Raw genomic sequence first — 25,180 nt, 5'->3', positions numbered from 1 at the left:
AGTGCCTATGAAAAAAGTGCTGATCTGCGGCCTGAAAAAGGACCGCAAGGGCACCCTTGAGCTTCTGCAGCGCCAAGGGGTACTGGAAATCAGCAATGTGCTGCAGGAAGATGATATGTTCCAGAAGATGGACGTAACGTCTTCCAAAACCGTATTTGAACGAAACGCCGCCATAGCGGAGCAGGCGATCATGGTCCTGAGCAAGTATGCTCCTGAGGACAAAGGCATGTTATCCTCATTTGCAGGCAGGGAACTCCTGTCAGTGGAAGAGTACGAGGCTAACGCGGTAAACCATGATGAGACCATGAAAAAAGCCTACCGCCTGCAGGATCTGGCAAAACAGATCGGCGAACACAGTGCCATGATTCCGAAGCTGGAACAGCAGATGGAGGCACTGGCGCCATGGAAAAGCTTTGATCTGCCTTTGGACTTTAAGGGAACAAAGAAATCCGTGGCATTCATCGGTTCCATACAGGAAGAGATTTCCCTGGAACAGATCACAGAAAGGCTTGGTGAGCTTGTGCCCCAGGCAGATACCATTGATGTAAATATTGTCAGTGCATCCAAGGAGCAGACCTGTTTATTCATCGTCTGTGCAAAAAAGGATGCGGAGGCAGTTGAGGATGGGTTAAAGAAGCTGAATTTTGTAAAACCTCCCCTCAGCTCACAGGTGCCGGCCAAGCGGCAGCAGCAGCTGGAGGAAGAGCTTTCCAAGGTGCGTGCCGAGATCGCGGGAGCCGAGAAGGCGATCGCGGATATGGCGCCTGACAGGGAAGCCCTCAAGTTTGTAATGGACTACTATACCATGCGTGCTGAAAAGTACGGAGTGTTAAACGGTCTGGTGCAGTCCAAACGAGTATTCCTTATTACCGGGTATGTTTCAGTGGAAACAGCTCCCAGGCTTGAAAAGCTGCTTCAGGAAAAATACGAAGTAGTGGTCGAGTTTTCCGAACCGGAGGAAAAGGATGATGTTCCGGTTATTCTTCACAATAACAAATTCGCCGAGCCGGTGGAAGGCGTCATTGAGAGCTACAGCCTTCCTGGAAAGGGTGAGATCGACCCGTCCATGGTAGTGGCAACCTTTTATTATGTGCTGTTCGGGCTCATGCTTTCCGATGCGGCCTATGGCCTGATCATGGTGGCCGGCACTGCATACTGCCTTACCAAGTTTAAGAACATGGAAGACGGTATGAAGAAATTCATGAAAATGTTCATGTACTGCGGCATTTCCACTGCGTTCTGGGGCTTTATGTTCGGCAGCTTTTTCGGAGATGCGGTGAACGTGATCGCAACCACATTCTTTAACAGGCCTGACATCAGGCTGGCTCCCATCTGGTTTGAGCCGGTCAGCCTGCCTATGAAAATGCTGGTGTTTGCGTTCGTGTTAGGTATCATCCATCTGTTTACAGGACTGGGGATCAAATTCTATTCCTGTGTGCGGAGCGGAAACCTGGCAGACGGCATCTACGATGCGATTTTCTGGTATATGCTGGTGGGAGGCGGTATCGTTTACCTGCTTACCATGTCCATGTTTACCGATATGCTGGGACTTACCTTCACACTCCCGCCAATCGCTGGGACAGTGGCAGCAGTGCTGGCGGTGATCGGACTCATTGGAATCGTACTTACCAGCGGGCGTGAATCAAAGAGCTGGTTTAAGCGCATCCTTAAGGGCCTGTACGGGGCATATGGGATCACCTCTTATCTGAGTGATATCCTTTCCTACTCCCGTCTGCTGGCACTGGGACTTGCTACCAGCGTTATCTCCACCGTATTTAACAAGATGGGCAGCATGGTAGGGGGCAATATTGCAGGAGCCATTGTATTTATCCTGGTATTCCTCATCGGACACAGCCTGAACCTGGCGATCAACGCCCTGGGCGCCTATGTCCACACAAACCGTCTGCACTATGTGGAGTTTTTTGGAAAGTTTTATGAGGGAGGCGGAAGGAAATTTGAACCCTTCGCCATTCACACCAAATATTATAAAGTCAAGGAGGACATTTAGTTATGGAGAATATGGGAGTTGTTTTAGCGTTAACAGGAGCAGTGCTTGCAGCACTTTTTGCAGGAATCGGTTCAGCCGTTGGTGTTGGTATTGCAGGTGAGGCAGCAGCAGGAGTTGTAACAGAGGATCCAAACAAGTTCAGTAAAGTACTGGTATTACAGCTGCTTCCCGGTACACAGGGTATCTACGGACTGCTGATCGGTTTCATCACCCTGACACAGATCGGTATCATGGGTGGAAGCGCTGATATCTCTTTGGCTAAGGGCTTCTTATATCTGGCTGCATGCCTTCCTATGGCATTTGTCGGCTGGTTTTCCGCTATTAAGCAGGGTAAGGCCGCTGTTGCAAGTATCGGCCTGGTTGCCAAGAAACCTGACCAGTTTGGTAAAGCTATGATCTTCCCGGCCATGGTTGAGACCTACGCCATCCTGGCACTGCTGATCTCCATTCTTGCTATCTTTGGTATTGCCGGCGTTAACGTATAATCGGCAGGCCAAATATCAGGAGACATCAGGAAAGGAGAACATCGCATGGCGGGATTAGATAAGATCATCAGCCAGATTAAAGAGGAGTCCCAGGAAGCGGCGGCACGTACCATAGCGGCAGCCCGCAGCGAGGCGGATCAGATCCTGGCAGCAGCCCGTAAGGAAGCGGAGCGGGAGTGCGCCGATATTGACAGGCGTTCACGCCAGTCCGTTGCCAACATCCTGGAAAGGGGGCAGTCAGCCGCTGATCTTAGGAAGAGGGGAAGTATCCTGGCCGAGAAGCAGAGACTCATTGGCGAGACCATTGCCAGGGCCAAAGCCGAGCTTAAGGATATGGACACGGATGCCTATTTTGAGATGATTCTGAAGCTGGCGGTAAAATCCGCCCAGGCGGGCAAGGGCGAACTTCTGTTATCAGATAAGGATTTGGCCCGGATGCCCCAGGGATTTGAGGATAAACTGAATGCGGCCCTGACTGACAAGGGCGCAGCGCTGCGCATTTCCAATGCCACAAGGGATATTGACGGAGGATTTGTGCTTACTTATGGAGGGATTGAGGAGAACTGTTCCATTGATGCGCTCTTTGATTCAGCCCATGAGACATTACAGGATAAGGTGCAGGAAATTCTTTTTTCATGAACGGAGGAACATTTTAAATGGCAGACAAACAATATGTTTATGCAGTAGCCCGTATCCGTTCCAAAGAATTGTCCCTGCTATCCGGTGCATTTTTAGAGCAGCTGACAGCTGCAAAAAGCTATGATGAGTGTATCCAGCTTCTCACTGAAAAGGGCTGGGGAGACGACAGCACCAAGGATGCTGAAGCCATCCTGGCCGCTGAGCGGAGGAAGACCTGGGGGCTGATTTCAGAGCTGGTGGAGGACATGTCCGTATTTGATGTGTTCCTGTACGCCAACGATTACCATAATCTGAAGGCAGCCATCAAGGAGGTCCGCATGGGCCATGAGTACCCCGGGATCTACATTGACCAGGGAACCGTGGATGTAAAGCTGATACACGATGCAATTGAGAACAGAGAATTCCAGAATCTTCCGGAGCCCATGAGGGTGCCTGCGGAGGAAGCCTACAAGGCTCTTCTGCACACACAGGACGGCCAGCTCTGCGATATCATCATTGACAGGGCGGCGCTGGAAGCTATTTACCATGCCGGTAAATCCTCAGGCAATGAGTTCTTAAAGCTTTATGCGGAGCTGACAGTTGCGGCAGCAGATATAAAGACAGCGGTGCGGGCATCCCGTACCGGTAAGGACAGGGCATTTTTGGAACAGGCGCTGGCGCCTTGTGATACCTTGGACACGGTCCGCCTGACCCAGGCGGCCATAGAGGGAGTGGATGCCATCGGCATTTACCTGGAATCCACCACCTATGCAGATGCGGTAGAGGAGTTGCGCCGCTCACCTTCAGCTTTTGAACGGTGGTGCGACAATCTGATGATCCGTAAGATTAAGCCGCAGCAGTACAGCCCATTCGGACTTGGACCGCTGGCAGCTTATATTCTGGCACGAGAGAACGAAATAAAATCAGTTCGGATCGTACTTTCCGGGAAACTCAACCACCTTCCCGAAGAGTCCATCCGGGAAAGGGTAAGGGAGATGTATGTATAAGATTGCAGTAATGGGCGACCGTGACAGTATCTACGGATTCGCCGCTCTGGGTCTGGAACCATTTCCCCTCACAGACCCGGTGGAGGCAGGAAAGAAGATAAGGGATCTGGCAGAGAGCGGATATGCGGTGATCTACATCACAGAAGCCCTGGCAGCCCAGGTTGAACCGGAGATTGACCGCTTCCGTGAAGCTGACCTTCCGGCCATTATACTGATTCCCGGCGTGTCCGGCAATACGGGCAAGGGGATCATGGCAGTTAAAAAGTCAGTGGAGCAGGCAGTTGGCTCTGACATTATATTTAATGGGCAGTAGTGCTCATAACTGAGGAGGTAAAAGATGAGCAAAGGCGTAATTAAAAAAGTAGCCGGTCCTCTGGTTATTGCAGAGGGCATGCGCGACGCCAACATGTTCGATGTTGTTCGCGTTAGCGACCAGCGTTTGATTGGTGAAATCATAGAGATTCATGGCGATAAGGCTTCCGTTCAGGTTTACGAAGAAACCTCCGGACTTGGACCTGGTGAGCCGGTGGAATCCACAGGCGTGCCCATGAGCGTGGAGCTTGGGCCTGGCCTGATCGGAAGTATATATGACGGTATCCAGCGTCCTCTGGACGCCATTATGGAAAAGACAGGGGGAAACCTGCTGAACCGCGGTGTCGAGGTACCTTCCCTGAAGCGCGAGAAAAAATGGACCTTTGAGCCAACCGTGGCCCAGGGTGACAAGGTGGGCGGCGGCGATATCATCGGTACGGTACAGGAAACCGATGTAGTGGTGCAGAAGATCATGATCCCTGTGGGGATCCAGGGAACTCTGACCTATATAAGCGGCGGCGAGTTCACCGTAACCGACACGGTGGCGGTTGTGACTGATGAAAAGGGACAGGAGCATCCGGTGACCCTGATGCAGAAGTGGCCTGTACGTAAGGGCCGTCCTTACCAGAGAAAGCTGTCTCCTGATATGCCTCTTGTAACAGGGCAGAGGGTTATCGACTGCCTTTTCCCCATTGCCAAGGGCGGTGTTGCGGCTGTTCCCGGACCATTCGGTTCAGGTAAGACAGTGGTTCAGCATCAGCTGGCTAAGTGGGCTGACGCTGACATCGTGGTCTATATCGGCTGCGGCGAGCGCGGCAACGAGATGACCGATGTTCTGAACGAGTTCCCGGAGCTGAAGGATCCAAAGACCGGAAAGTCTCTGATGGAGCGTACCGTTCTGATCGCAAATACCTCGGATATGCCCGTTGCGGCACGTGAGGCATCTATTTATACAGGTATCACCATTGCCGAGTATTTCCGTGACATGGGCTATTCCGTGGCCCTGATGGCAGACTCCACATCACGTTGGGCCGAGGCTCTCCGTGAGATGTCAGGACGTCTGGAGGAAATGCCCGGTGAGGAAGGTTACCCTGCATACCTGGGTTCACGTCTGGCGCAGTTCTACGAGCGTGCCGGCCGGGTGATCTCCCTGGGCAGTGACAACAGAGAAGGCGCCCTTTCCGTAATCGGTGCCGTATCCCCTGCAGGCGGCGATATTTCCGAGCCTGTTACTCAGGCAACCCTGCGTATTGTAAAAGTATTCTGGTCCCTGGATGCCGACCTGGCATACAAGAGACATTTCCCGGCCATTAACTGGCTTACCAGCTACTCCCTGTATGTGGACACCATGGAAAAATGGTTTAATGCAGAGGTGGAGAGCGACTGGACCGAACTGCGCTCACGTCTGATGCGTCTGCTCCAGGAGGAGTCGGAATTGAACGAGATCGTGCAGCTGGTTGGTATGGACGCACTGTCCGCCCCGGACCGTCTGAAACTGGAAGCAGCCCGTTCCATCCGTGAGGACTTCCTGCATCAGAATGCCTTCCATGAGATTGATACATTTACATCCTTAAAGAAGCAGCATATGATGATGAAGCTGATGATGGCTTATTATGACCAGTCTCAGGATGCTCTGGGCAAGGGCGTGAATATCGAGCGCCTGGTAAGCCTTCCTGTCCGTGAGGCGATCGGCCGTTTCAAATACACCGAGGAACCGGATCTGGATAAGGTTTACGCAGATGTCATCAAGACCCTGGAGAATGAGATCAACGATGAGCTGAGCAGAAAGGAGGACTTCTAATGCCCAAGGAATATAGAACAATAGAAGAGGTAGCAGGTCCTATTATGCTGGTCCGCGGCGTACAGGGAGTAACCTACGATGAGATGGGAGAGATCGAACTGGCTAACGGCGAAAGACGCCGCTGCAAGGTTCTGGAGATCGATGGCGGCAATGCCATGGTACAGCTGTATGAGGCAGCCACGGGTATCAACCTGGATTCAAGTAAGGTGCGTTTCTTAGGACGTACCATGGAGCTGGGTGTGTCCGAGGATATGTTAAGCCGTATGTTTGACGGCATGGGCAAGCCCATTGACGGCGGTCCCGACATCCTGCCCGAAAAGCGTATGGATATCAACGGTCTGCCCATGAACCCGGCAGCCAGAAGCTATCCTGAGGAGTTTATCCAGACCGGCGTTTCCGCCATCGATGGGCTGAACACCCTGGTACGTGGACAGAAACTGCCCATTTTCTCTGCATCCGGTCTTCCCCATGCCAACCTGGCGGCTCAGATCGCACGTCAGGCAAAGGTGCGCGGCACTGATGAGCCATTTGCCGTTGTGTTCGCCGCCATGGGCATCACCTTTGAGGAGGCAAACTTCTTCATGGAGAGCTTCCGTGAGACAGGTGCGATTGACCGAAGCGTCATGTTCATCAACCTGGCCAATGACCCTGCCGTAGAGCGTATCGCAACACCGCGTATGGCCCTGACAGCTGCAGAGTACCTGGCATTTGAGAAGAACATGCACGTGCTTGTCATTCTCACCGATATTACAAACTACGCAGACTCACTCCGTGAGATCTCCGCAGCCCGTAAGGAAGTTCCCGGACGCCGCGGTTATCCCGGATATATGTATACCGACCTGGCTTCCCTTTATGAGAGAGCAGGACGCCAGAAGGGCAAGACCGGTTCCATCACCATGATCCCGATCCTGACCATGCCTGAGGATGACAAGACCCACCCGATCCCTGACCTTACAGGTTATATCACCGAGGGCCAGATCATCCTTAGCCGTGAACTGTACCGCAAGAACGTGACACCGCCCATCGATGTGCTTCCGTCCCTGTCCCGTCTGAAGGATAAGGGTATCGGCGAGGGCAAGACAAGGGCAGACCATGCCGATGTTATGAACCAGCTGTTTGCAGCCTATGCCCGTGGTAAGGATGCCAAGGAACTGATGGTAATCCTGGGCGAGGCGGCTCTGACTGATATGGATAAGCTGTACGCCAAGTTTGCAGATGAGTTTGAGAAGGAGTATGTATCCCAGGGCTACTATGCGGACCGTGAGATCGAAGAGACCATGGAGATCGGCTGGAAGCTGCTGCGCATCCTTCCAAGGAGCGAGCTGAAACGTATTAAGGACAAATTCCTTGACCTTTACTATGATGCAAAATAACCAGCAGTCAGAAAGGAAGTTGACATAACATGGGTGCAAAACATGTGAATCCCACCCGTATGGAGCTTACCCGTCTCAAGAAAAAGCTGGCCACAGCCATCAGGGGACATAAGCTCTTAAAGGATAAGCGGGATGAATTGATGCGTCAGTTCCTGGACCTGGTGCGTGAGAACAAAGCTCTTCGTGAAAAGGTGGAGGCAGGGATCGCTGCGGCCAACCAGAATTTTGTGCTGGCCCGCTCCGGTATGACGGATGAAGCCCTGAATGTGGCCCTGATGGCCCCCAAGCAGGAGGTTTATCTGGAATCTGAGACAAGGAACGTCATGAGTGTGGAGATCCCGGTGTTTAAATATAAGACCAGGACGTCAGACCCCAATGACATCTACTCCTATGGATTTGCCTTTACCTCCAGTGATCTGGATGATGCGGTAAAGAGCCTGGCAGATCTTTTGCCGGATATGCTGCGCCTGGCTGAGTGTGAGAAATCCTGCCAGCTCATGGCAGCGGAGATCGAGAAGACCCGCCGCCGTGTAAATGCTCTGGAACATGTAATGATTCCCGAGACCCAGCAGAACATCCGCTATATCACAATGAAGCTGGATGAAAATGAGCGCAGTTCCCAGACAAGGCTTATGAAGGTTAAGGATATGATGCTTGAAGAAGCCCACCACTACAGCGAGAGGGAAGTGGTTCCTGTGGTGGATGAGGTGTAAGACCGGATGGGGCGGCCGGACCATCTGTGTGATCGGTTTATGAAACTTTTATGGAAATGCCCTCCGGCCCGGGTGGACAGAAGATAATAATTATGTTAGAGTTAATCCCAGGAAGTGGCAGATATGCCTCGTCCTGGGATTATTCGTTAACTGTGGGAGAGCCCGGCATGCCGGACTCTTTTGTCAAGTGTACTCCCGGACTCTTCCGCTCATCAGATCTTCTGGAGAGATGGGGACGGGGAGGGGACGAGCGTACGTTCAACCAGATGGGAGGAATCAGAATGAGATTACAACATTTTACAGTACATAAAAGATCCGTGATCAGGACAGGTGCCGCCATAGGGCTCATCCTGTGCCTGGCCCTTCAGACCGCGGGCTGCAGTCCGTCAGGCTCTGTTCAGGAGACAAAGGCGCAGACCACGGCGGAGGGGACAGAGACAAAGGCGCAGACAGATGCCCAGACAGGAGCGCAGACAGATGCCCAGACAGTAGCTGAGGCTGGGGCGTCACAGGCTGGGGATGGCATAGGGACGTCACAGGCGGATGACCAGGCAGCGGGAGAAGGGGATGCCGGAATCGAGCCACAGCCGGGGAAACCCTTAAAATCCGGTAATAAAGCCCCTGATTTTACTGCTGAACTCATTGACGGTTCCACGGTCACCCTTTCCGATTTTAAGGGAAAGCCTGTGATCATCAACTTCTGGGCTACCTGGTGCGGTCCCTGTGTCAAGGAAATGCCTGCCTTCGAGCGCCTGAAGGAGAATTACGGGGATGAGATCGGCATCCTTGCAGTGAACTGCGGGGAGGATGCTGATACGATCAAGGATTTTGCCGATGCCAATGGCTATACCTTTCCCATTGCACTGGATGAAGAATACCAGGTATCCATGCTTTATCCCACCAACTCGATCCCCTACACGGTGGTGATCAATGGGAATGGAAAGGTGACCCATGTCTCCTCAGGGGCAGTGGATGCGGATACCATGTATGAGCGCTATAAGGAGGCCCTGGGGTTATGACAAGACAGAATAAGGCCGCCGCAGCTCTCCTCATCCTGGGAGTGGTATTCCTGTGTATAGGGGTGGCCCAGGGAGGTTACCGTGACGCTTTTCAGAAAGCGGTCCGGGTGTGCCTGGAATGTATCGGGATCGGGTGAGGGAATGAGTGATTTGAAGTACGCCTCTGCAGTCCGCCGGAGGCTTTATATTGGAAGGAGATGTAGGACCCCTGCCAAGAAAAACATATTATGATTCACTACCAGAAGAGGTGGGGGTCTGGATCGGAGGGAAAGATGAAACGGCGTCTCATACAGTTATGTGCGGCACTGATATATAATCTGAACCTCAGGGGATTTGCTGAGGTATCGATCTATAAAGGTAAACGGAAGGGCCTGTGCGTTCCGGGGCTGAACTGCTACTCATGTCCGGGGGCTATTGGCTCCTGTCCCCTGGGGACCCTTCAGAATTCTCTGGCAGCCATGGACAGGAAGCTGCCCTTTTATATTCTGGGAACCCTGCTGCTTTTTGGCGTCACGCTGGGCAGGACCATCTGCGGCTTTTTGTGTCCCTTTGGGTTTTTGCAGGAACTGCTTTATAAGATCCCTCTGCCCAAGATAAAGAAGAACAGGTTTACCATGGCGCTGTCCAAGGTTAAATATGCGGTCCTGGCTGTGTTTGTGATCGTGCTGCCCATTGCCCTAAAAGCGGCGACCAGGGTTCCGGTCCCTGCATTTTGTAAATACATATGTCCTGCAGGGACACTGGAAGGCGGCATCCCCCTGGTCCTTCTGGATGAATCCCTGGGCAGCCTGGCCGGCGCCCTGTTTTCCTGGAAGGTGCTGGTGTTGGCTGTGATCTTGCTCAGCGCCTGTTTCCTGTACAGGAGCTTTTGCCGGTTCCTATGTCCCCTGGGCGCGGTCTATTCCCTCTTTGCCCCGGTAGCCCTGCTGGGAGTGAAGGTGGACCATGACGTGTGTACGGACTGCAAACTGTGCGTGCACACCTGTAAGATGGATGTCAGGCATGTGGGGGACATGGAATGCATCCAGTGCGGGGAATGCATGAAGGAATGCGGGGTGGATGCCATTCATTGGAAGAAGCCCTTTGGGAGGTAGCGGTGTTTGCATAATATAACATTTAATGAACATGTACGGCCAAAGGCTTTTTTGTTGAAATCCAATACACATTACAAGGATAAAGTTCCAAAGATATTATATTCTGTTATCGGATGAAATACACTCTATGCCTCAACCTCCAGCAGCACCTCGATCTCGCAGGCAATGCCGCCCGGCAGTGCATTGGTCCCGATGGCGGAACGTGCGGGGCAGCCGATCTCCTCGCCAAAGAGCTCTACCAGCAGGCTGGAAGCACCGTTCACAACCTGGGGCTGCTGGACAAAGTCATCTGCGCTGTTTACAAAAGCCAGGACTTTGACAAAGCGCTTGATCTTGTTCAGGTCGCCGATCTTTGCTTCAATATTAGCCAGAAGGTTCAGCGCACAGTTGTAAGCTGCTTTTTGTCCTTCTTCCACGGTCAGGTCCCTGCCTAATTTGCCAATGACCGTGCTGCCGCCTAGATCAGGACCGCAGCCTGAACAGTATAATAAGTTGGTTCCAAATTCGCGGACAGGTGTGTAGACTCCGCCTTTTGGAGGAGGCGCAGGAAGGGTGATGCCTTTTTCTTTTATTTTATCATATACGTTTGCCATGATCGTAATTCCTTTCTTATCTTAAATTTTTCTCAAACACATGTTAATAAGTGATCTTGCGGTTTCTTGCCGTGACTTCCCATGTATCGGTCATATGTCCATTTTCAACCACGGGAACAGACGGGTATAGGGCGCTGGTGGGACAGATATGGGTGGGCACCACAAAAAACTCATCTCCTACCTGGGGGCACTGGTCCTCATAGCCGGGTTCCATGGCAAAGGCCCAGTGTTCCTCGCTCTGGAATAATTCCTGGACATGATCCATACCTGCGATGATGCCCCGGGTTCCTTCCGGGTCGGAGGCAATCCCTTTGTATCCCAGATCCAGGGTAAAATGGCCTTTCACAGGGCAGCTGACAACTCTTGTGAGCACGGCCGCTCCCGGAGTAAAGGGCAGGTCGGGATATTTCTTACTATATCCATAATCATTGATAAAATAGGTGCCGGGTGAAAAATAGGCATGATATGGTGACTTGGGAAAGTCCGCATAGCAAGGCATGGAGGGGGATCCGCCCAGCACCAGAGTATGGCAGGAGTATCCCCTGTCGCTTATATGGGCGCATACTTCACGGATCTGTGAGGCGCTTACATCCGCATGCTGTTTGCGCAGGTTAAACTCCTGCTCGGTGCGGTGGCCATCGTAGCAGTGGAGGCCCATCATGGAAATGCCCTCCATAGAAGCGCACCGGGTGAAAAATTCTTCTGTGTCAGGGATGGCTACCCCGGTGCGGTTCATTCCCAGGTTCACATCCACCAGAAGACGCGCCACGGAGCCGGATTCCTTAAATACCTGTCCCAGGGCATGAACCTGTCCGGCGTCATCTCCCACGGCCCAAAACCGTACCTGGGGATATGCCATGGTTAAGTTAAGAAAACGTCTGATATTGGGACCAACCAACGGGTAGGACACCAGCACATCACCGGCCCCGCAGCTGGCGGCCATTTCGGCCTCCGCTATGGTTGCACACTTAAAACGTGTAATGCCCGCGCTCATCTGCAGGCGGACCATCTGCGCCATCTTATGTGTTTTTACATGGGGCCACAAGTTCTCAGGGCCGCCAGCCAGGCTGACTGCTTTTTTGATATTCTCCCTGATGATATCCAGGTAGTAGACAAGAGCCGGCGTGATCACATCTTTGGATTCTTCAAACAGATATTTTTGCTCCATAACAACCTCCTTTATTTGCTCGCGGCCATCAGACGATTTAGACGAATCAGACGAGTCACTGTCGGTTGAGGCACACGGATTGCGGCAGAATCAGAAACACTGTTCATTATGGTTATAACACAAACTGTTGAAATTCGCAACACAATATTTGCAAAAAATATCAACAAAAATTTGAAGTATAATGAAATAGAGATAAATATGCACAAAAAAATAAAAAATCATATTGACAATTTGTTGAATACTCATTACAATAAAATTAAACAAATTGTTGAACTGTTCAAAATTTTGGCAGAATTCAGAGACGGGTTCAACAATGTTTTAGGTGCCTTCAGGCACTGGATGTTACTCATCATTTAACTTAAGGAGGAAGAGTATGTTAACAAAGACCCATGCTACATTTTTTATTGTTGGATTCATGCTGTATGTGCTTTTAATGATCGTGGTAGGCATTATCTGCAGCAGAGGCAAATCCAAAGGAAAGGATTACCTCACAGGCGGAGGCAAGATGCCCATGTACCTGATCTTTGCAACCATGGGCGCGACCCTGATCGGAACAGGTTCGTCCATTGGCGCAACGGCCAACGGATTTAAGAACGGTTTTGGCGGTTCCGCCTATGGGATGGGCGCTGCCCTGGGCATCCTGGCATTGGTACTGGTGGCCAAGAAGTCCAAGCTCAGGGCCAAGAACCTGATGACCATGGCGGAGGAGGCTCAGTTCCATTACAATGGAAACAGGATGGTAAAGGCTGTCATGAGCTTTATGATGTACATTATTGAGGTGGTATGGCTTGGCAACCATATCAACGGCGGCGCCACTTACCTGAGCTATGTAACCGGAATGGACCTGACCACCTCCAAGATGGTGGCCGTGCTGGCATTTGGAATCTATGTTATCATCGGCGGTTATCTGGCCGTGGTGTGGACGGATCTGATACAGCTGACCATACTGGTTTTCGGGTTCATAGCGATCACGGCTATTTCCATTCCCATGGCGGGCGGCTGGGGGACTATCACGGACACCATTACAGCTGCGGGAAAGGCAGGGAATTTAAGCTTTTATGGAATCGACTCCATGGGAGCCATGGCGCTGTTCTCACTGATGTTTTCCATTGCCATCCCCTGTCTGGGAACACCCACTTACCGTATGCGTATCTATACGGCCAAGGATGATAAGACCGCCATTCGGGCATTGAGCCTTTCCGGCTGGCTGCTGTTGATTTTCTCACTGCTTCCTGCTATTATTGGTATGGCGGCATTTACAATCGCAACCAATACAGGAGCCCAGGCAGTGCTTGAAAAGCCGGACTTTGCATTTACTTATATCGCTACCGTGGTGCTGGGACCCATGCTGGGCCTGATGTTCATGATTTCCGGACTTTCTGCAACCATGTCATCCGGTGACTCCGATGCCATTGCCGGGGTTACGATCCTGATCCAGGACATTTATCCCATCATAACCGGAAAGCAGCTGGATGATGAAAAGGTGGGCCGGTGGTCCAGAATCGCAACCGTGGCCACCCTGCTGTTAGCCTTTTTTGCAACGCTGTTTGCCAAGGATGTTATGAGTTATATCAGCAATGTGATCGGCTCCATTATTCCCGGCGTATCCATCGCCATGCTTCTGGGCGCGTGCTGGAAACGCTCCACCTGGCAGGGCGGACTGGCATCAGTGGGAGTCGGGACCGTATTCGGTGTCCTGTATCTGGCGGTACCTGCATTTTCCAGTGCGGTGGCAGGTATTTTCACAGGACCTGCTATTCCTGCAACCTTAGTTGCCCTGGCAGCGGAAGTGATTGTCTCTTTGTGCACAAAGAAAGAAGAAATGTCCGAAGAAGAAAGACTTGCTCTTGTATTTGAATCAAGAGGAGCTGAAAAATAAGGGCTTGAAGGGAGACCGATTCATGGGGTTTGTAAAAGATAATTTTGAGGTGCTTGACAGTATTGCAAGGTGTATATCCTGTCAGTTCGGACCTAACTGCGAGGTGGTGCTTCACGACCTTACTCTGCCGTATGACCAGACCATTGTGGCAATCTACAACGGCCATGTGACAGGGCGGGAGATCGGCGGGGGAGGAACCAATGCAGGTCTGGAAATCCTGCGGGGCACAGCCATGCCTGAGGACCAGTATGGTTATATCAACTATACCAAGGACGGAAGGACTCTGCGTACCTCCAGCAAGTATTTCAGGGGCGAGGACGGCAGGGTGGAGGGAAGCCTTTGCATCAACCTCGATATTACAGGCCTTTTGATAGGGGAAGCAGCCATGAGGGCCCTCAGCGGCCATGGGGCTGAGACCAACACCAAGGAGGTATTTACCAGCAATGTGGACGAGCTGCTGGATCTGATGATGCAGGATGCAGTGCAGAGTACCGGAAAGCAGCTGTCCATGCTGACAAAGGAGGACAAGGTAGCGGTGGTCCGCTATCTGGATGAGAAAGGCGCCTTCCTTATTAAGAAGTCGGCTGAGAAGGTTGCGGACTTCCTTGGTATCTCCCGTTTTACTGTTTACAATTATCTGAACGAGCCCCAATAGCCAAAAGGGGCAAAAGAAAGCGGGGAAACAGAGAATGGGATCTGTTTTGATCAAAGACGGGCTGGTATATGACGGACTGGGAAATACACCGGCCAGGACAGATTTATATATAGAGAATGACAGGATAAGGAAAATAGGACCCCATATGGAGGAAGAGCGTGCGGACCAGGTGATCGATGCAAAGGGCATGGCGGTAACTCCAGGGTTCATTGATATACACAGGCACTGTGATGCAAAACCGTTTAACAGCAGGGAGTTTGGGGATGTGCTCCTGTCCCAGGGAATCACAACCACCGTGGTGGGAAACTGCGGCATTTCCATGACGCCTGCCAGCTCTGACCCCGACCGGGCCAGGGAGATGTACGAGTTTGACGAGCCTGTGCTGGGGCCTATTACAGATAACCGGATACACACCTACCATGATTACATGGAAGCCCTGGATCACATAAAGCTTCCTGTCAACTTTGCCTCCATGATCGGCACCGGTGCGGTGAAGATAACGGTCAAGGGGTTTGCAGACACCCCCTATACCCGGGAGGAGATGGAGGCGGCCAGGGCATTGGTGGAGGACGCCATGAAAGAGGGGGCGGCCGGTGTATCCGTGGGTATTATGTACCTGCCTGAGTGTTACAGTACAGCGGATGAGTTTGCCGGGCTGCTGGAACCCGTTGGGCGCTATGGAGGTGTTGTCACCGCCCATATCCGCGGAGAGGGCGACAGCATGGTGGACAGTGTCAGGGAGATCATAGAGATTGGGAAAAAGGCCGGATGCGCGGTGGAGATCAGCCATTTTAAATCCTGCGGCATGGCCAACTGGAAGAGGGAGATCCACAGGGCTATTGCTCTCATAGAGGAAGCCAGGGCAGCGGGACAGGATGTGACCTGCGACTTTTATCCCTACGAGGGAGGATCCACAGCCCTGACCACCATGGTTCCCCCGGTGTATGTAAAGGGAGACATGGGAAATGCCTTAAAGCGCATGGGAACGCCGGAGGGCATAAGGGAGTTCAGGGATGCCTGCAGCGTGCCCTATGATGACTGGGATAATTTTGCCATTACCTTGGGGTGGGACAGGATCCTGATATCCGGAGTGGTAAGGAAGCACAATGAAAAATTTCTCGGCAAAACAGTGACGGAGGCGGCCCGGGACTTTGGATTTGAGGATCCGGCGGACTGCGCGGCATACCTGATGCATGATGAGGACGGAAGAACGGCCATTATTAATATGAGTATGTGCCAGGAAGATATTGACACAGTGGCAAAGCTGCCCTATTCTGTAGTTATATCGGATTCCATTTACGCGGATACCAACACGCCCCATCCCAGGATGTATGGAGCATTTCCAAAGATCATCAGGGAATACGTGAGGGAGCGGGGGATCTACACCATGGAGGAGGCGGTGATGAAAATGACCTCCATGCCTGCGAGGCGGATGAAGCTTGAGGGAAGAGGCCGCCTGGAGGAAGGCTGCTTTGCTGATATCAATGTGTTTGACCCGGAGCATTTCCGCGACAATGCCACCTTCTTCCAGCCGGCCAGGATGGCGGAGGGGCTGGCGGTGTGCATGGTAAATGGAAACGTGGTGCTGCGGGATGGAAAGCCCCTGGGAGAATTTTGCGGAAGGAACCTTCGTATCACCAGGGGGTAACATCCATATGAGATGGGAATCTTTATATTATCAGACAAGGAGAGACATATGCCGGAGATTATTACAATTGGCGAGACCATGGCTGCATTTACGCCTGAGTCCACGGGATTTTTGCGGTATGTCAGCAATTACCGGATGCGGATCGCCGGCGCGGAGAGCAACCTGGCCATCGGCGTCTGCAAACTGGGGCACAGCGCGGGCTGGGTCAGCAGTCTTGGAAAAGATGAGTTCGGTGAGTTTGTGAGAAACAGCATAAGGGCGGAGGGTGTGGATACCAGCAGAGTGGTATTTGACCCGGAACACAGAACCGGTATCATGTTTAAGCAGGTGAGAAATGCTTCAGAAACCTCTGTGTTTTATTACAGGGAACATTCCGCAGCTAGTTTCATGGGCCCGGATCTGCTGGATGAATCATATCTGTCCAGTGCCAGGATCCTTCATCTCACGGGGATCACCCCGGTCCTTGGAACAAACTGCCGGGAGATGGTGGAGGCAGCCATGGACCTGGCTGTAAAGCATGGACAGATGATCAGTTTTGACCCCAATATCCGCAGGAAGCTGTGGGGCGATAAGGACTTTGTGCCAATGCTCCGGGATATGATGATGAAAGCACAGATCGTGCTTCTGGGTGCGGATGAGGCCCAGGCGCTCCTTGGCACCGCAGAACCGTCAGAGATCATGGATCATCTGTTTGACAAGGGGCTGGCTGAATATGTGGCTGTAAAGGACGGAGCAAAGGGAGCGTATGTGGGAAGTCTTGAGAACACCCGGAGGGACCGCGATGGCCTGATCCGGATCCCGGCCTTTCCATGCAGCTGTGTTGACCCGGTGGGAGCCGGAGATGCGTTTAATGCCGCATTCCTGTGCGGTATTCTGGAAGGAAACGATATAAGGGAATGCGGCAGTATGGGAGCCGTGGCAGGGGCCCTTGCCACTGAGACCTATGGGGATACGGAAGGGTATCCCTCCCAGGAACAGATGGAGGCGGCGGTCAAGGGGAACACCATGGTCTACAGGTAAGACGGACCGGCAGCGGAATGTCTTTTGGATAGAAACATAAAATATTCATACCCTCAGTGGACAAGGGCAAAACCGTGTGTCCCCTTGTCCACTGAGGGCAGGGGGCTGCAGGGAAAGGAGCAGGAGATGAAGAAAATATTGGAACATAATAAGATCTGTGCGATTATGAGGAACATACCCTTGGAAAAAACGCTGGATTACGCGGAGGCAGTGTACCGCGGAGGCGTCCGCATGTTTGAGGTGGCCATGAATTCAGACAGCGCAGTCCGCCAGATCGAGATTATGAGAGAGCGGTTCGGCGGTCAGGTCTATGTGGGAGCCGGCACAGTGACAACGCCGGAGCGCTGCCGAATGGCATGGGAGGCAGGGGCCCAGTTCTTCCTTACGCCCTCCGCCACGGTGGGAACCATGGAATTCTGCCGCAAGTACGATATCCCGCTTTTGCCGGGGGTACTCACCCCAACGGATGTGGCCGTGTGCCTGGAATATGGATACCCTATTATGAAGCTGTTTCCCGCAGGGGATATGCCGTCCTCCTATATCAAGAGCCTGAAGGGGCCGTTTGACGGCACGGAGTATGTGGCTGTTGGGGGCGTGACCGCGGACAATATTGAATGCTTTCTAAACAATGGGTTCATAGGAGTGGGGATCGGAAGCAACCTGATGCCAAAAGAGTACGTGAAGAATAACCAGTGGGAACAGGCATCCCAATATGTTGGGGAGATCGTAAGACGTGTGAATGGTTCTGATGTCTGAACTTTACATTCAAAGCTGCCGGTGCTAAAATAAATTGAGCACCGGCGTTTTTGTGCCTAAAAAGAGACAGATGGGATACTGAGGTAAGTGATGGAGACAAAACGGATCATAATCAAGGATAGAGAGAATATAAAAGATGAGGAACTGTCAGCGGCGGCGCAGGTCCTTCGGGAGGGCGGCCTTGTGGCATTTCCCACGGAGACCGTGTATGGACTGGGGGGCAATGCCCTGGATGAGGACGCTGCAAAGAAGATCTATGCTGCAAAGGGGCGGCCATGTGACAATCCATTGATCGCCCATATTTCGTGTGCAGAGGAACTGGAACCCCTGGTAAAGGAGATCCCTGAAGCGGGAAGGAGGCTGATGGAAGCATTCTGGCCCGGCCCTCTTACCATGATCTTTCCAAAGAGCAGCAAGGTTCCCTATGGAACAACGGGAGGTCTGGATACCGTGGCTGTGCGAATGCCCGATGACCCCATCGCCAACCGGCTCATAGCCCTGGCCGGGGTTCCCATAGCAGCTCCCAGCGCAAATACATCAGGGCGTCCCAGCCCCACCACGGCGGATCATGTGTGGCAGGACATGAACGGGCGGATTGAAATGATCATTGACGGCGGGCCTGTGGGGATCGGGGTGGAGTCCACTATCGTGGATGTGTCGTCACCGGTGCCTGCTGTACTGCGCCCGGGCGCCATCACCATGGAGATGCTCAGGGAAGTGCTGGGAGAGGTAACCATTGACCCGGCTATCCTGGGCCCCATGTCGCCGGGGGTGCGCCCCAAGGCTCCGGGCATGAAATATAAGCACTATGCGCCCAAGGCGGATCTTACGCTGGTGGAGCCGGAGGGCATGGCCATGGATCAGGACCAGGTGATGCGTATGGTGGAAACGGTCAGGAAGCTGGCGGAAGAAAAATGTTCCCTTGGCTTTCGCGTGGGCATTATCTGTACGGATGAATCAGCATCGGAATACCCCCGCGGACTGGTCAGAAGCATTGGAGCCAGAAGGAGCCAGGCGTCTGTGGCCCATAACCTGTATGCGGTTCTCAGGGAATTTGACGATTTAAAGGTGGATTTCATATTTTCCGAAAGCTTTACGGAGGACCACCTGGGCCAGGCGATCATGAACCGCCTTTCCAAAGCGGCGGGGTACAGGATCGTGCGGGTATAGGTGGGCCTGGGAGGAAAATTAGGGGCCGGATTCGGAATTTAGATGTCCGGATCGAAACTTAAGGGCCGGTATCAGGTGAATGGAAAGCATAAGGAGGACAAGATGGAAAAACAGACCCTGGGAGAGATCGCTGCCCAGAAACTTCTGGGAATGATACAGGAAAAAGGCTATACGGCCGGAGATAAGCTGCCCACGGAAGCGGAGCTGGTGGAACTTCTGGGAGTGGGACGGAATACGGTGCGGGAGGCCCTGCGCGTCCTGATGTCCAGGAATATTGTCACCATACGCCAGGGTTCCGGCACCTTTATATCAGATAAGAATGGGGTCGCGGATGACCCCCTGGGATTTTCCATGATTGAGGACAGAAGAAAGCTGACCGAGGACCTGATCCAGATCCGTGTCATGCTGGAGCCGCCCATAGCTGCCCTGGCTGCCCAGAATGCCACTCCGGAGGATGTTCTTGCCCTGGAAGCTGTGCTGCTTGAATTGGAGGAGTGCATGGAAAAACGGGAAGATTATTCAGAAAAGGATTCCCAGTTCCATGCCATGATCGCGGGCTGCAGCCATAATCTGGTCATGACCAACCTGGTTCCCGTGATCACGGACGGAGTCCAGGTGTTTGCAGGTTCTGTCCGGGAAACAGAGTATGAAAATACCAGGGAAGCCCACCGGAGGATATTTGAAGCCATCCGTGACCGCCGGCCCGTGGACGCCCAGCAGGCCATGTATTTTCATCTGATGTTTAATGATATCCGGTATAAGGATGAGGTCAAATAGCAGGGATTTCGTCTGATCCGGCTTCGTAGGTCCTGCCGCTTAGGACGCGCTCGCCGTTATTTGTGTAGATTTCCACAAAGGTGTTGTCCAGGCAGATCAGGAGTTCCATGGGGCTGCAGGGAGCAAAGGTGCACCGGCGCAGGGAACCGTAAGCCGGGTCTACCGGGATCTTCAGACTGCTTCGGTCCCAGGTGATGCTGCGCTGGGCCATGTCCACTGTGAGGGACCAGAAATCCTCACTGCTTCCCACTTGCAGGACATGGGGAAGGCCGTCATCTTCAAACGACCAGTTAAGGCACACCGGAATTTTTGGGTTTGAATAGGGAGTTGGGTGGGGCGGGACCTGGATGGGAGTGCCAAATGCGGGCAGGACTTCAGGGCAGGGAGGAGTATACAGCTGCCCCTGTCTGACCTGCAATAAGCGGGGCAGGGTCAGGCCATGGCGCCAGTGGTATCTGTCCTCGGGAAGCTTCTGCTCCCCGCACCCCAACCAGCCAAATACCATGGGCGTTTTATCCTTTCCATAAAACGGCTGGGGCGCATAGAAATCAAAACCACAGTCCGTCTCCTGAGTGCGCTCTGCACGAAATTCCATGTGTTCCAGATCCAGTCTGCCTGTAAGGGCAAGGGAAGTAAACTGATTGAGATACCTGTCTCCCTGGGGGGGAAGGCCGATCAGTGAGATCATCAGCACATCATATCCATCAGCCTTTATAAATCCGGGGCATTCCACCATGGTTCCAAGGTTCAGTTCCTTTCCCTTTTCTGTAATCCGAACAATCCCCAGATAATCCCACTCCAGAAGCGTGGATCCTGAGTACAGGATCAGCTGTCCTTTCCCTTTTTGGTCCGTGGCTCCCAGCATCATATAGTAACGGCCGTTTTGTTCAAATACAAAGGGGTCGCGGATGTCACCGCCCATGCCTGACGGAGCGCCATCGATCAATGGATTTCTACTGCACTTTGAGATGGTTCCGTCAGGTTTCATAATGGCGGCGGCCTGTTTAGGGATCCGGCCTTTTTCTGTTTTATAGTTTGCAGTATAGAACAGGTAACAGTTTCCGTCCTCAGGGCTGACAAAGGCATTTCCGGAATAGCATCCGTTTTTTTCATAGGGCTGTGAGGGGATCAGGATCTCATCACACCATTCCCAGGCAGACAGATCCCTGGATTTCACATGGGCCCAGTGCTTCATTCCGTGGCTTGCCCCAAAGGGGTACCACTGGTAGAACACGTGGTACCAGCCTTCATACCAGCACAGGCCATTGGGGTCATTTAACAGGCCGCAGGGAGGGCAGATATGGACCACGGGCCGGTAAGGGCTTTGGGAAACTGCTGCGGCCAGGTCACGCAGATATGGGATGTGTTCCCTGGATATGGCCGTATATTTGTCAAAGTTCTTCAGTTCCATGATTGTTCCGCCTTTCTGTTTGATCCGCCGGTTACGGCTGTTTATTTCCCAGCTTTCCGGCTTTTGCACACACCAGGATAAAGACAATGGGGAGTGCAAATGCAGCCAGGTTTCCTATGATATATCCTGCCAGCACAGGCGGGTAGACAATGGTCAGCCCCGGAAGTCCGGTCAGGGCAAAGCCGATCGCTTTCACGTCCAGAAGTTTCATCACAGCGCCTCCGATTCCAGCGCCGGTGATGGCGCAGATAAAGGGAATCATGGAGTCCTTAATGTTGACTGCAAAGATTGCCGGCTCCGACACTCCAAACAGGGTTGGGAAAAAGGAGGACATGGCGATCTCGCGGTCTTTGGAGCGCTTTTTAGCCAGCAGGTACATGCCGATGCAAGCCCCGCCCTGTGCTATGATGGATACGGACCACAGGGGCTGTATGTAGTTAAACCCGGTGTTGGCCACCAGGCTGGCCTCAATGCCTTGGATGGCATGATGGGTTCCGGTAACGACCAGAGGCTGGAGCAGGGCGGCAAATGCAAATGCACCCACAATACCGCAGCGGTTATAAAGAAAATCTGTGACGATCCCCAGTCCGTGTCCGATGAGATTGCCCAGGGGCCGAATACCAGGAACAGTGCAAGGCCTGAGATCAGAAGGGTAACGGATGGCACCACGATAAAGGAAACCACCTGGGGAACATGCTTTTGCAGCACCTTTTCCGTCCTGGCAAGGAACCAGGAGACAAGAATGGCGGAGAATACGCCGCCCTGGAAACCAACAATGGGAGTCTGTATGCCCAGAAGGCTCCAGTACTGGGGAACAGCGCCCGCGGCAACCGCGTTGGCATCCATCAACCCCGGATGGATCATGATACAGCCAAGTACAATTCCCAGAATGGGGTTGCCTCCAAAGCGCTTCACTGCGGAATAGGTGATCAGCACCGGAAGGAAGGTGAAGGTTGCGGCAATGATGTTCAGGCATGCGGCAAAGTCCGCGACCAGTTTGCTCTGGTCTGCCAGAGAACCCTCCAGTCCGAATAAACCCGCTGTTGTAAGCAGGGATTTTATGCCCACGATCATGGCTGCTCCCACAAATGCCGGAATGATGGGAACAAAGATATCACTGAAGATTTTAAATGCTTTCTGAAGGGGCTTTAAATCCTCGGTGCCCTCCTTTTTAACCTCCGCCACCGTGGACTCACCCAATCCGGTCATGATGAGGAATTCTTCATAGACCGCGTCCACGGTCTTAGTCCCGTAGATGATCTGCAGCTGTCCGCTGTTAAAGAAAACCCCTTTTACCCCGTCCAGTTCTTCCAGGGCCTTTTTGTCATACTTTGTATTGTCTGCCAGAATCAGGCGAAGACGTGTAACGCAGTGGGTAGCCTTGGATACATTTTCCTTTCCTCCGATCAGGGGAAGAAGCTGGGAAGCCATTTTCCTGTAATCCATACGTAAGATCCTCCTTTTTGTTGAGTGGTTCCAGATGGTTTATGATTGTTGGGGTGCTTCATATTGTTTAATTGCGCGCAACTTGGAACGTTCCAAGTTTTCTTGATTTTAGTATACATGGAACGTTCCAAGTTGTCAAGAGATAAATTAAAAAAATAAGACCGCTCTAAATACGAGTGGTCTTACCCTGGATAAATGTCACGGGAAACAGTTTGTAATATTCAACTTCCTCGCCTGCGATCTGCCTGCAAAGGGTGTCCACCGCATAGGCGGCTATGTCTTCCACAGGCTGGCGCATGGAGGAGATCCGGATCCGGTCATTAGCGTGACTTTTGGTACCGTCAAATCCAATGATCTGCAGGGTATGGCCGGGCACGGCCGGACAGCTGTGGGAACGGAGGGAATCGATCATATATTCCGCATACCGGTCCGCCGCGGTAAACACACCGTCCCATAGAGTGTTGTTTTTAAATTCCTGCTCCACAAAGCGGTCGATCTCCAGAATGAATTCCTGGGAATCAGATTCCGAATATAACTCTATAAAGGGGATGTCATTTTCCTGGCAATAGCTTACAAATCCATCCCGGCGCAGCTTGGTGACCCCGTTTTTATCTGAAAGCCGGCCGATGAAAGCCAACCGCCGGCAGCCCAGTTCCAGGAGCTTCTGGGCAGCCATCACGCCGCCCTGGAAATTGTCGGTGCTCACAAAGGGAATGTGGGCATTAAAATAGCGTTCAATGGCCACCATGGGTATATTGGCATCCGCCACATAGGGGGCAATATCGCTGTAAGTAATGGACAGGATCCCATCCACTTTGTTTTCCTTTGCCATAGAAACATACTCCAGCTCCAGATGATAGTCATTCTGTGAATTGCACAGCAGAAGTTTGTAGCCCCGGCGGCGCAGCTCCTGTTCCATATCATTGGTTAGTTTGGAAAAAAAAGGAAACCAAACGGTGGGCAGAATGAGAGCCACGGTATGGGTCCTGTTGGATTTAAGGCTCCTGGCATAGGCGTTGGGGACATACCCCAGGTCCTTTATGGCCTGTTCCACCTTTTCCTGGTATTCGGGTCTGACCTTGACATGGTTGATGACATTGGACACAGTACCTCTGGACACACCGGCCAGTTTTGCCACATCATTGATGGTTACCATGGATGATTCCTCCTGTTGCACGCCTGAATCGCGGAATATGCTGCCAGCATACTGGATGGCGGCAGGCGAGAGATGATAGTTGTCCATATTATATCAGATCATGGGGGGAATGGCTAGACCATATTAAACACGCCCCAGAACAGACCCCACCCGATCAGAGAACATGGCCTTAAACAAGGGGGAATCCACCTTCAGCGCCACCATGGTTTCCTTTTCCCCAGGATCCGCCATGAGATTTTCCGTAATCCTGCCGGTCAGAGGACCTTCGGTACACACGGTCAGATGAAAGGGAAGCATGGTAAAAATCTGCGGATTACAGGCAGCGGCAACCGCCAGGGGATCATGAAGGGCACATCCGTGTAAGTAGGGATAAAAGCGGTTATATTCTTCCAGGTAATGGGAAAGGAGCTTGCAATAAAAATGTCCGGCTTCCGTACCAAGGTCATTCCAACGGTCAATCTCACTGCGTGTAAGCAGAGTTTTTCTGGTCACATCCAGGCCGATAAGAGTAAGGGGAAGTCCTGCCTCAAGCACTGCTTTTGAAGCCGACACGTCAGCCTTTATATTGGCCTCAGCCACCGGGGAGGAATTGCCCGGGCAGGTGAGAGCACCTCCCATGGATACAATCCGTCCGATTTCGCGGCATAGGCATGGAGAAGCATCCAGGATTTTGGCAAGGTCTGTAAGCGGTCCTGTGGTGACAAGTGTCAGATCCCTGCCATATTTTGCAATGGATTCCCTTATAAATGTGATGCTGTTTTTACTGTGTTCCGGTGGTCTTTCATTCTGTTCAGGTTCCCCTAAAAGGTTGGCGGCCCCGTCCATTCCGTGAAAATCACCATTGTAAGTGCGGATGCCCTGTATCGGTGCGGTGCTTCCCGGATAAACAGGGATTTCCGGATGTCCCAGAATGTTTAAAAGGCGGCAGGTATTGCGGTAGGTTTTTTCTAAGGGAGCCATACCATAGGACGCGGTAATTCCCAGAAGTTTGTATTGATCCTGCCCCAGGGCATAGGCGATGGCCAATGCATCATCTATTCCCGTATCAACGCTTAAAATCATGTATTTCAT

The 25,180-nt window shown here is 52.4% G+C and carries 23 protein-coding genes and 1 pseudogene; 18 read left to right on the top strand and 6 right to left on the bottom strand.

Going from position 1 to position 25,180, the window contains the following annotated elements; translation table 11 throughout:
• The first annotated feature begins 1 nt into the window (after position 1).
• The 11 genes from CLFS41_RS16990 (at position 2) to CLFS41_RS16945 (ending at position 10,430) form a co-directional block, all read left to right on the top strand.
• Positions 2 to 2,008: a V-type ATP synthase subunit I gene (locus CLFS41_RS16990; protein ID WP_242856889.1), complete on the top strand. Its 2,007-nt coding sequence runs from the start codon at positions 2 to 4 to the stop codon at positions 2,006 to 2,008.
• A gap of 2 nt (positions 2,009 to 2,010) precedes the next feature.
• Positions 2,011 to 2,493: a V-type ATP synthase subunit K gene (locus tag CLFS41_RS16985; protein ID WP_007861617.1), complete on the top strand. Its 483-nt coding sequence runs from the start codon at positions 2,011 to 2,013 to the stop codon at positions 2,491 to 2,493.
• A 45-nt stretch (positions 2,494 to 2,538) separates the two neighbouring features.
• Positions 2,539 to 3,132, top strand: a complete 594-nt coding sequence (locus CLFS41_RS16980) for a V-type ATP synthase subunit E (RefSeq protein WP_007861615.1) — start codon at positions 2,539 to 2,541, stop codon at positions 3,130 to 3,132.
• 17 nt (positions 3,133 to 3,149) lie between these two features.
• Complete coding sequence (locus tag CLFS41_RS16975) at positions 3,150 to 4,118, top strand: V-type ATPase subunit (RefSeq protein WP_007861613.1); 969 nt, start codon at positions 3,150 to 3,152, stop codon at positions 4,116 to 4,118.
• A complete protein-coding gene (locus CLFS41_RS16970) occupies positions 4,111 to 4,431 on the top strand; it encodes a V-type ATP synthase subunit F (protein ID WP_007861611.1) in 321 nt (106 codons plus the stop codon). The genes CLFS41_RS16975 and CLFS41_RS16970 overlap by 8 nt, the downstream gene beginning before the upstream one ends.
• Positions 4,432 to 4,455: 24 nt before the next feature.
• Positions 4,456 to 6,231, top strand: a complete 1,776-nt coding sequence (locus tag CLFS41_RS16965; RefSeq protein ID WP_007861609.1) for a V-type ATP synthase subunit A — start codon at positions 4,456 to 4,458, stop codon at positions 6,229 to 6,231.
• Complete coding sequence (locus CLFS41_RS16960) at positions 6,231 to 7,604, top strand: V-type ATP synthase subunit B (protein WP_007861607.1); 1,374 nt, start codon at positions 6,231 to 6,233, stop codon at positions 7,602 to 7,604. The genes CLFS41_RS16965 and CLFS41_RS16960 overlap by 1 nt, the downstream gene beginning before the upstream one ends.
• A gap of 29 nt (positions 7,605 to 7,633) precedes the next feature.
• Positions 7,634 to 8,317, top strand: a complete 684-nt coding sequence (locus tag CLFS41_RS16955) for a V-type ATP synthase subunit D (protein WP_007861605.1) — start codon at positions 7,634 to 7,636, stop codon at positions 8,315 to 8,317.
• Between the two features lie 281 nt (positions 8,318 to 8,598).
• A complete protein-coding gene (locus CLFS41_RS16950) occupies positions 8,599 to 9,336 on the top strand; it encodes a TlpA disulfide reductase family protein (RefSeq protein WP_007861598.1) in 738 nt (245 codons plus the stop codon).
• Positions 9,333 to 9,473, top strand: a complete 141-nt coding sequence (locus CLFS41_RS30440) for a CD1871A family CXXC motif-containing protein (protein ID WP_007861597.1) — start codon at positions 9,333 to 9,335, stop codon at positions 9,471 to 9,473. Before CLFS41_RS16950 ends, CLFS41_RS30440 begins: the two co-directional genes overlap by 4 nt.
• Positions 9,474 to 9,608: 135 nt before the next feature.
• Positions 9,609 to 10,430, top strand: coding sequence for a 4Fe-4S binding protein (locus tag CLFS41_RS16945; RefSeq protein WP_007861596.1), 822 nt, complete (start codon positions 9,609 to 9,611; stop codon positions 10,428 to 10,430).
• Positions 10,431 to 10,555: 125 nt separating this feature from the next.
• On the opposite strand, the gene CLFS41_RS16940 is transcribed toward CLFS41_RS16945, so the two are convergent.
• Both CLFS41_RS16940 and CLFS41_RS16935 read right to left on the bottom strand, forming a co-directional pair.
• The gene (locus tag CLFS41_RS16940; RefSeq protein ID WP_007861595.1) at positions 10,556 to 11,023 is read right to left on the bottom strand and encodes a RidA family protein; all 468 of its coding nucleotides are present in this window, start codon (positions 11,021 to 11,023) and stop codon (positions 10,556 to 10,558) included.
• A gap of 43 nt (positions 11,024 to 11,066) precedes the next feature.
• Entirely contained in the window at positions 11,067 to 12,191 is a 1,125-nt protein-coding gene (locus CLFS41_RS16935) for a D-TA family PLP-dependent enzyme (RefSeq protein WP_045092954.1), read from the bottom strand.
• A gap of 373 nt (positions 12,192 to 12,564) precedes the next feature.
• Between CLFS41_RS16935 and CLFS41_RS16925 the strand changes: the two genes are divergently transcribed.
• The 7 genes from CLFS41_RS16925 (at position 12,565) to CLFS41_RS16895 (ending at position 20,096) form a co-directional block, all read left to right on the top strand.
• Positions 12,565 to 14,070 carry a sodium:solute symporter family protein gene (locus CLFS41_RS16925; RefSeq protein WP_007861591.1) on the top strand — a complete coding sequence of 502 codons (1,506 nt, stop codon included), beginning with the start codon at positions 12,565 to 12,567 and terminating at the stop codon, positions 14,068 to 14,070.
• A gap of 22 nt (positions 14,071 to 14,092) precedes the next feature.
• Entirely contained in the window at positions 14,093 to 14,725 is a 633-nt protein-coding gene (locus CLFS41_RS16920) for a helix-turn-helix transcriptional regulator (RefSeq protein ID WP_007861589.1), read from the top strand.
• 34 nt (positions 14,726 to 14,759) lie between these two features.
• On the top strand, positions 14,760 to 16,373 hold the full coding sequence (locus tag CLFS41_RS16915; RefSeq protein ID WP_045092952.1) for an amidohydrolase family protein: 1,614 nt from the start codon (positions 14,760 to 14,762) through the stop codon (positions 16,371 to 16,373).
• 48 nt (positions 16,374 to 16,421) lie between these two features.
• Positions 16,422 to 17,393: a sugar kinase gene (locus CLFS41_RS16910; RefSeq protein ID WP_045092951.1), complete on the top strand. Its 972-nt coding sequence runs from the start codon at positions 16,422 to 16,424 to the stop codon at positions 17,391 to 17,393.
• A 126-nt stretch (positions 17,394 to 17,519) separates the two neighbouring features.
• Positions 17,520 to 18,149 (top strand): bifunctional 4-hydroxy-2-oxoglutarate aldolase/2-dehydro-3-deoxy-phosphogluconate aldolase, encoded by a 630-nt coding sequence (locus CLFS41_RS16905; RefSeq protein WP_007861585.1) that lies wholly within the window; start codon positions 17,520 to 17,522, stop codon positions 18,147 to 18,149.
• A 90-nt stretch (positions 18,150 to 18,239) separates the two neighbouring features.
• Positions 18,240 to 19,319, top strand: coding sequence for an L-threonylcarbamoyladenylate synthase (locus CLFS41_RS16900; RefSeq protein ID WP_007861584.1), 1,080 nt, complete (start codon positions 18,240 to 18,242; stop codon positions 19,317 to 19,319).
• Between the two features lie 102 nt (positions 19,320 to 19,421).
• A complete protein-coding gene (locus CLFS41_RS16895; protein ID WP_045093058.1) occupies positions 19,422 to 20,096 on the top strand; it encodes a FadR/GntR family transcriptional regulator in 675 nt (224 codons plus the stop codon).
• Here the strand turns inward: CLFS41_RS16895 and CLFS41_RS16890 are convergent.
• The 4 genes and pseudogenes from CLFS41_RS16890 to CLFS41_RS16875 form a co-directional block, all read right to left on the bottom strand.
• Positions 20,089 to 21,507, bottom strand: coding sequence for a glycoside hydrolase family 32 protein (locus tag CLFS41_RS16890; RefSeq protein ID WP_045092950.1), 1,419 nt, complete (start codon positions 21,505 to 21,507; stop codon positions 20,089 to 20,091). The two genes, CLFS41_RS16895 and CLFS41_RS16890, sit on opposite strands and share 8 nt — an antisense overlap.
• Positions 21,508 to 21,538: 31 nt before the next feature.
• Positions 21,539 to 22,938: pseudogene (locus CLFS41_RS31195) on the bottom strand (PTS transporter subunit EIIC).
• Positions 22,939 to 23,119: 181 nt separating this feature from the next.
• Complete coding sequence (locus CLFS41_RS16880) at positions 23,120 to 24,109, bottom strand: LacI family DNA-binding transcriptional regulator (RefSeq protein WP_045092949.1); 990 nt, start codon at positions 24,107 to 24,109, stop codon at positions 23,120 to 23,122.
• A gap of 123 nt (positions 24,110 to 24,232) precedes the next feature.
• Positions 24,233 to 25,180: a nucleoside hydrolase gene (locus CLFS41_RS16875; protein ID WP_045092948.1), complete on the bottom strand. Its 948-nt coding sequence runs from the start codon at positions 25,178 to 25,180 to the stop codon at positions 24,233 to 24,235.

Source organism: Clostridium sp. FS41, assembly GCF_000954015.1.
Taxonomy (GTDB): Bacteria; Bacillota; Clostridia; order Lachnospirales; family Lachnospiraceae; genus Enterocloster; species Enterocloster citroniae.
Note: the sequence above shows the minus strand (reverse complement) of the source record. Positions and strands in the feature narration are given on the sequence as shown.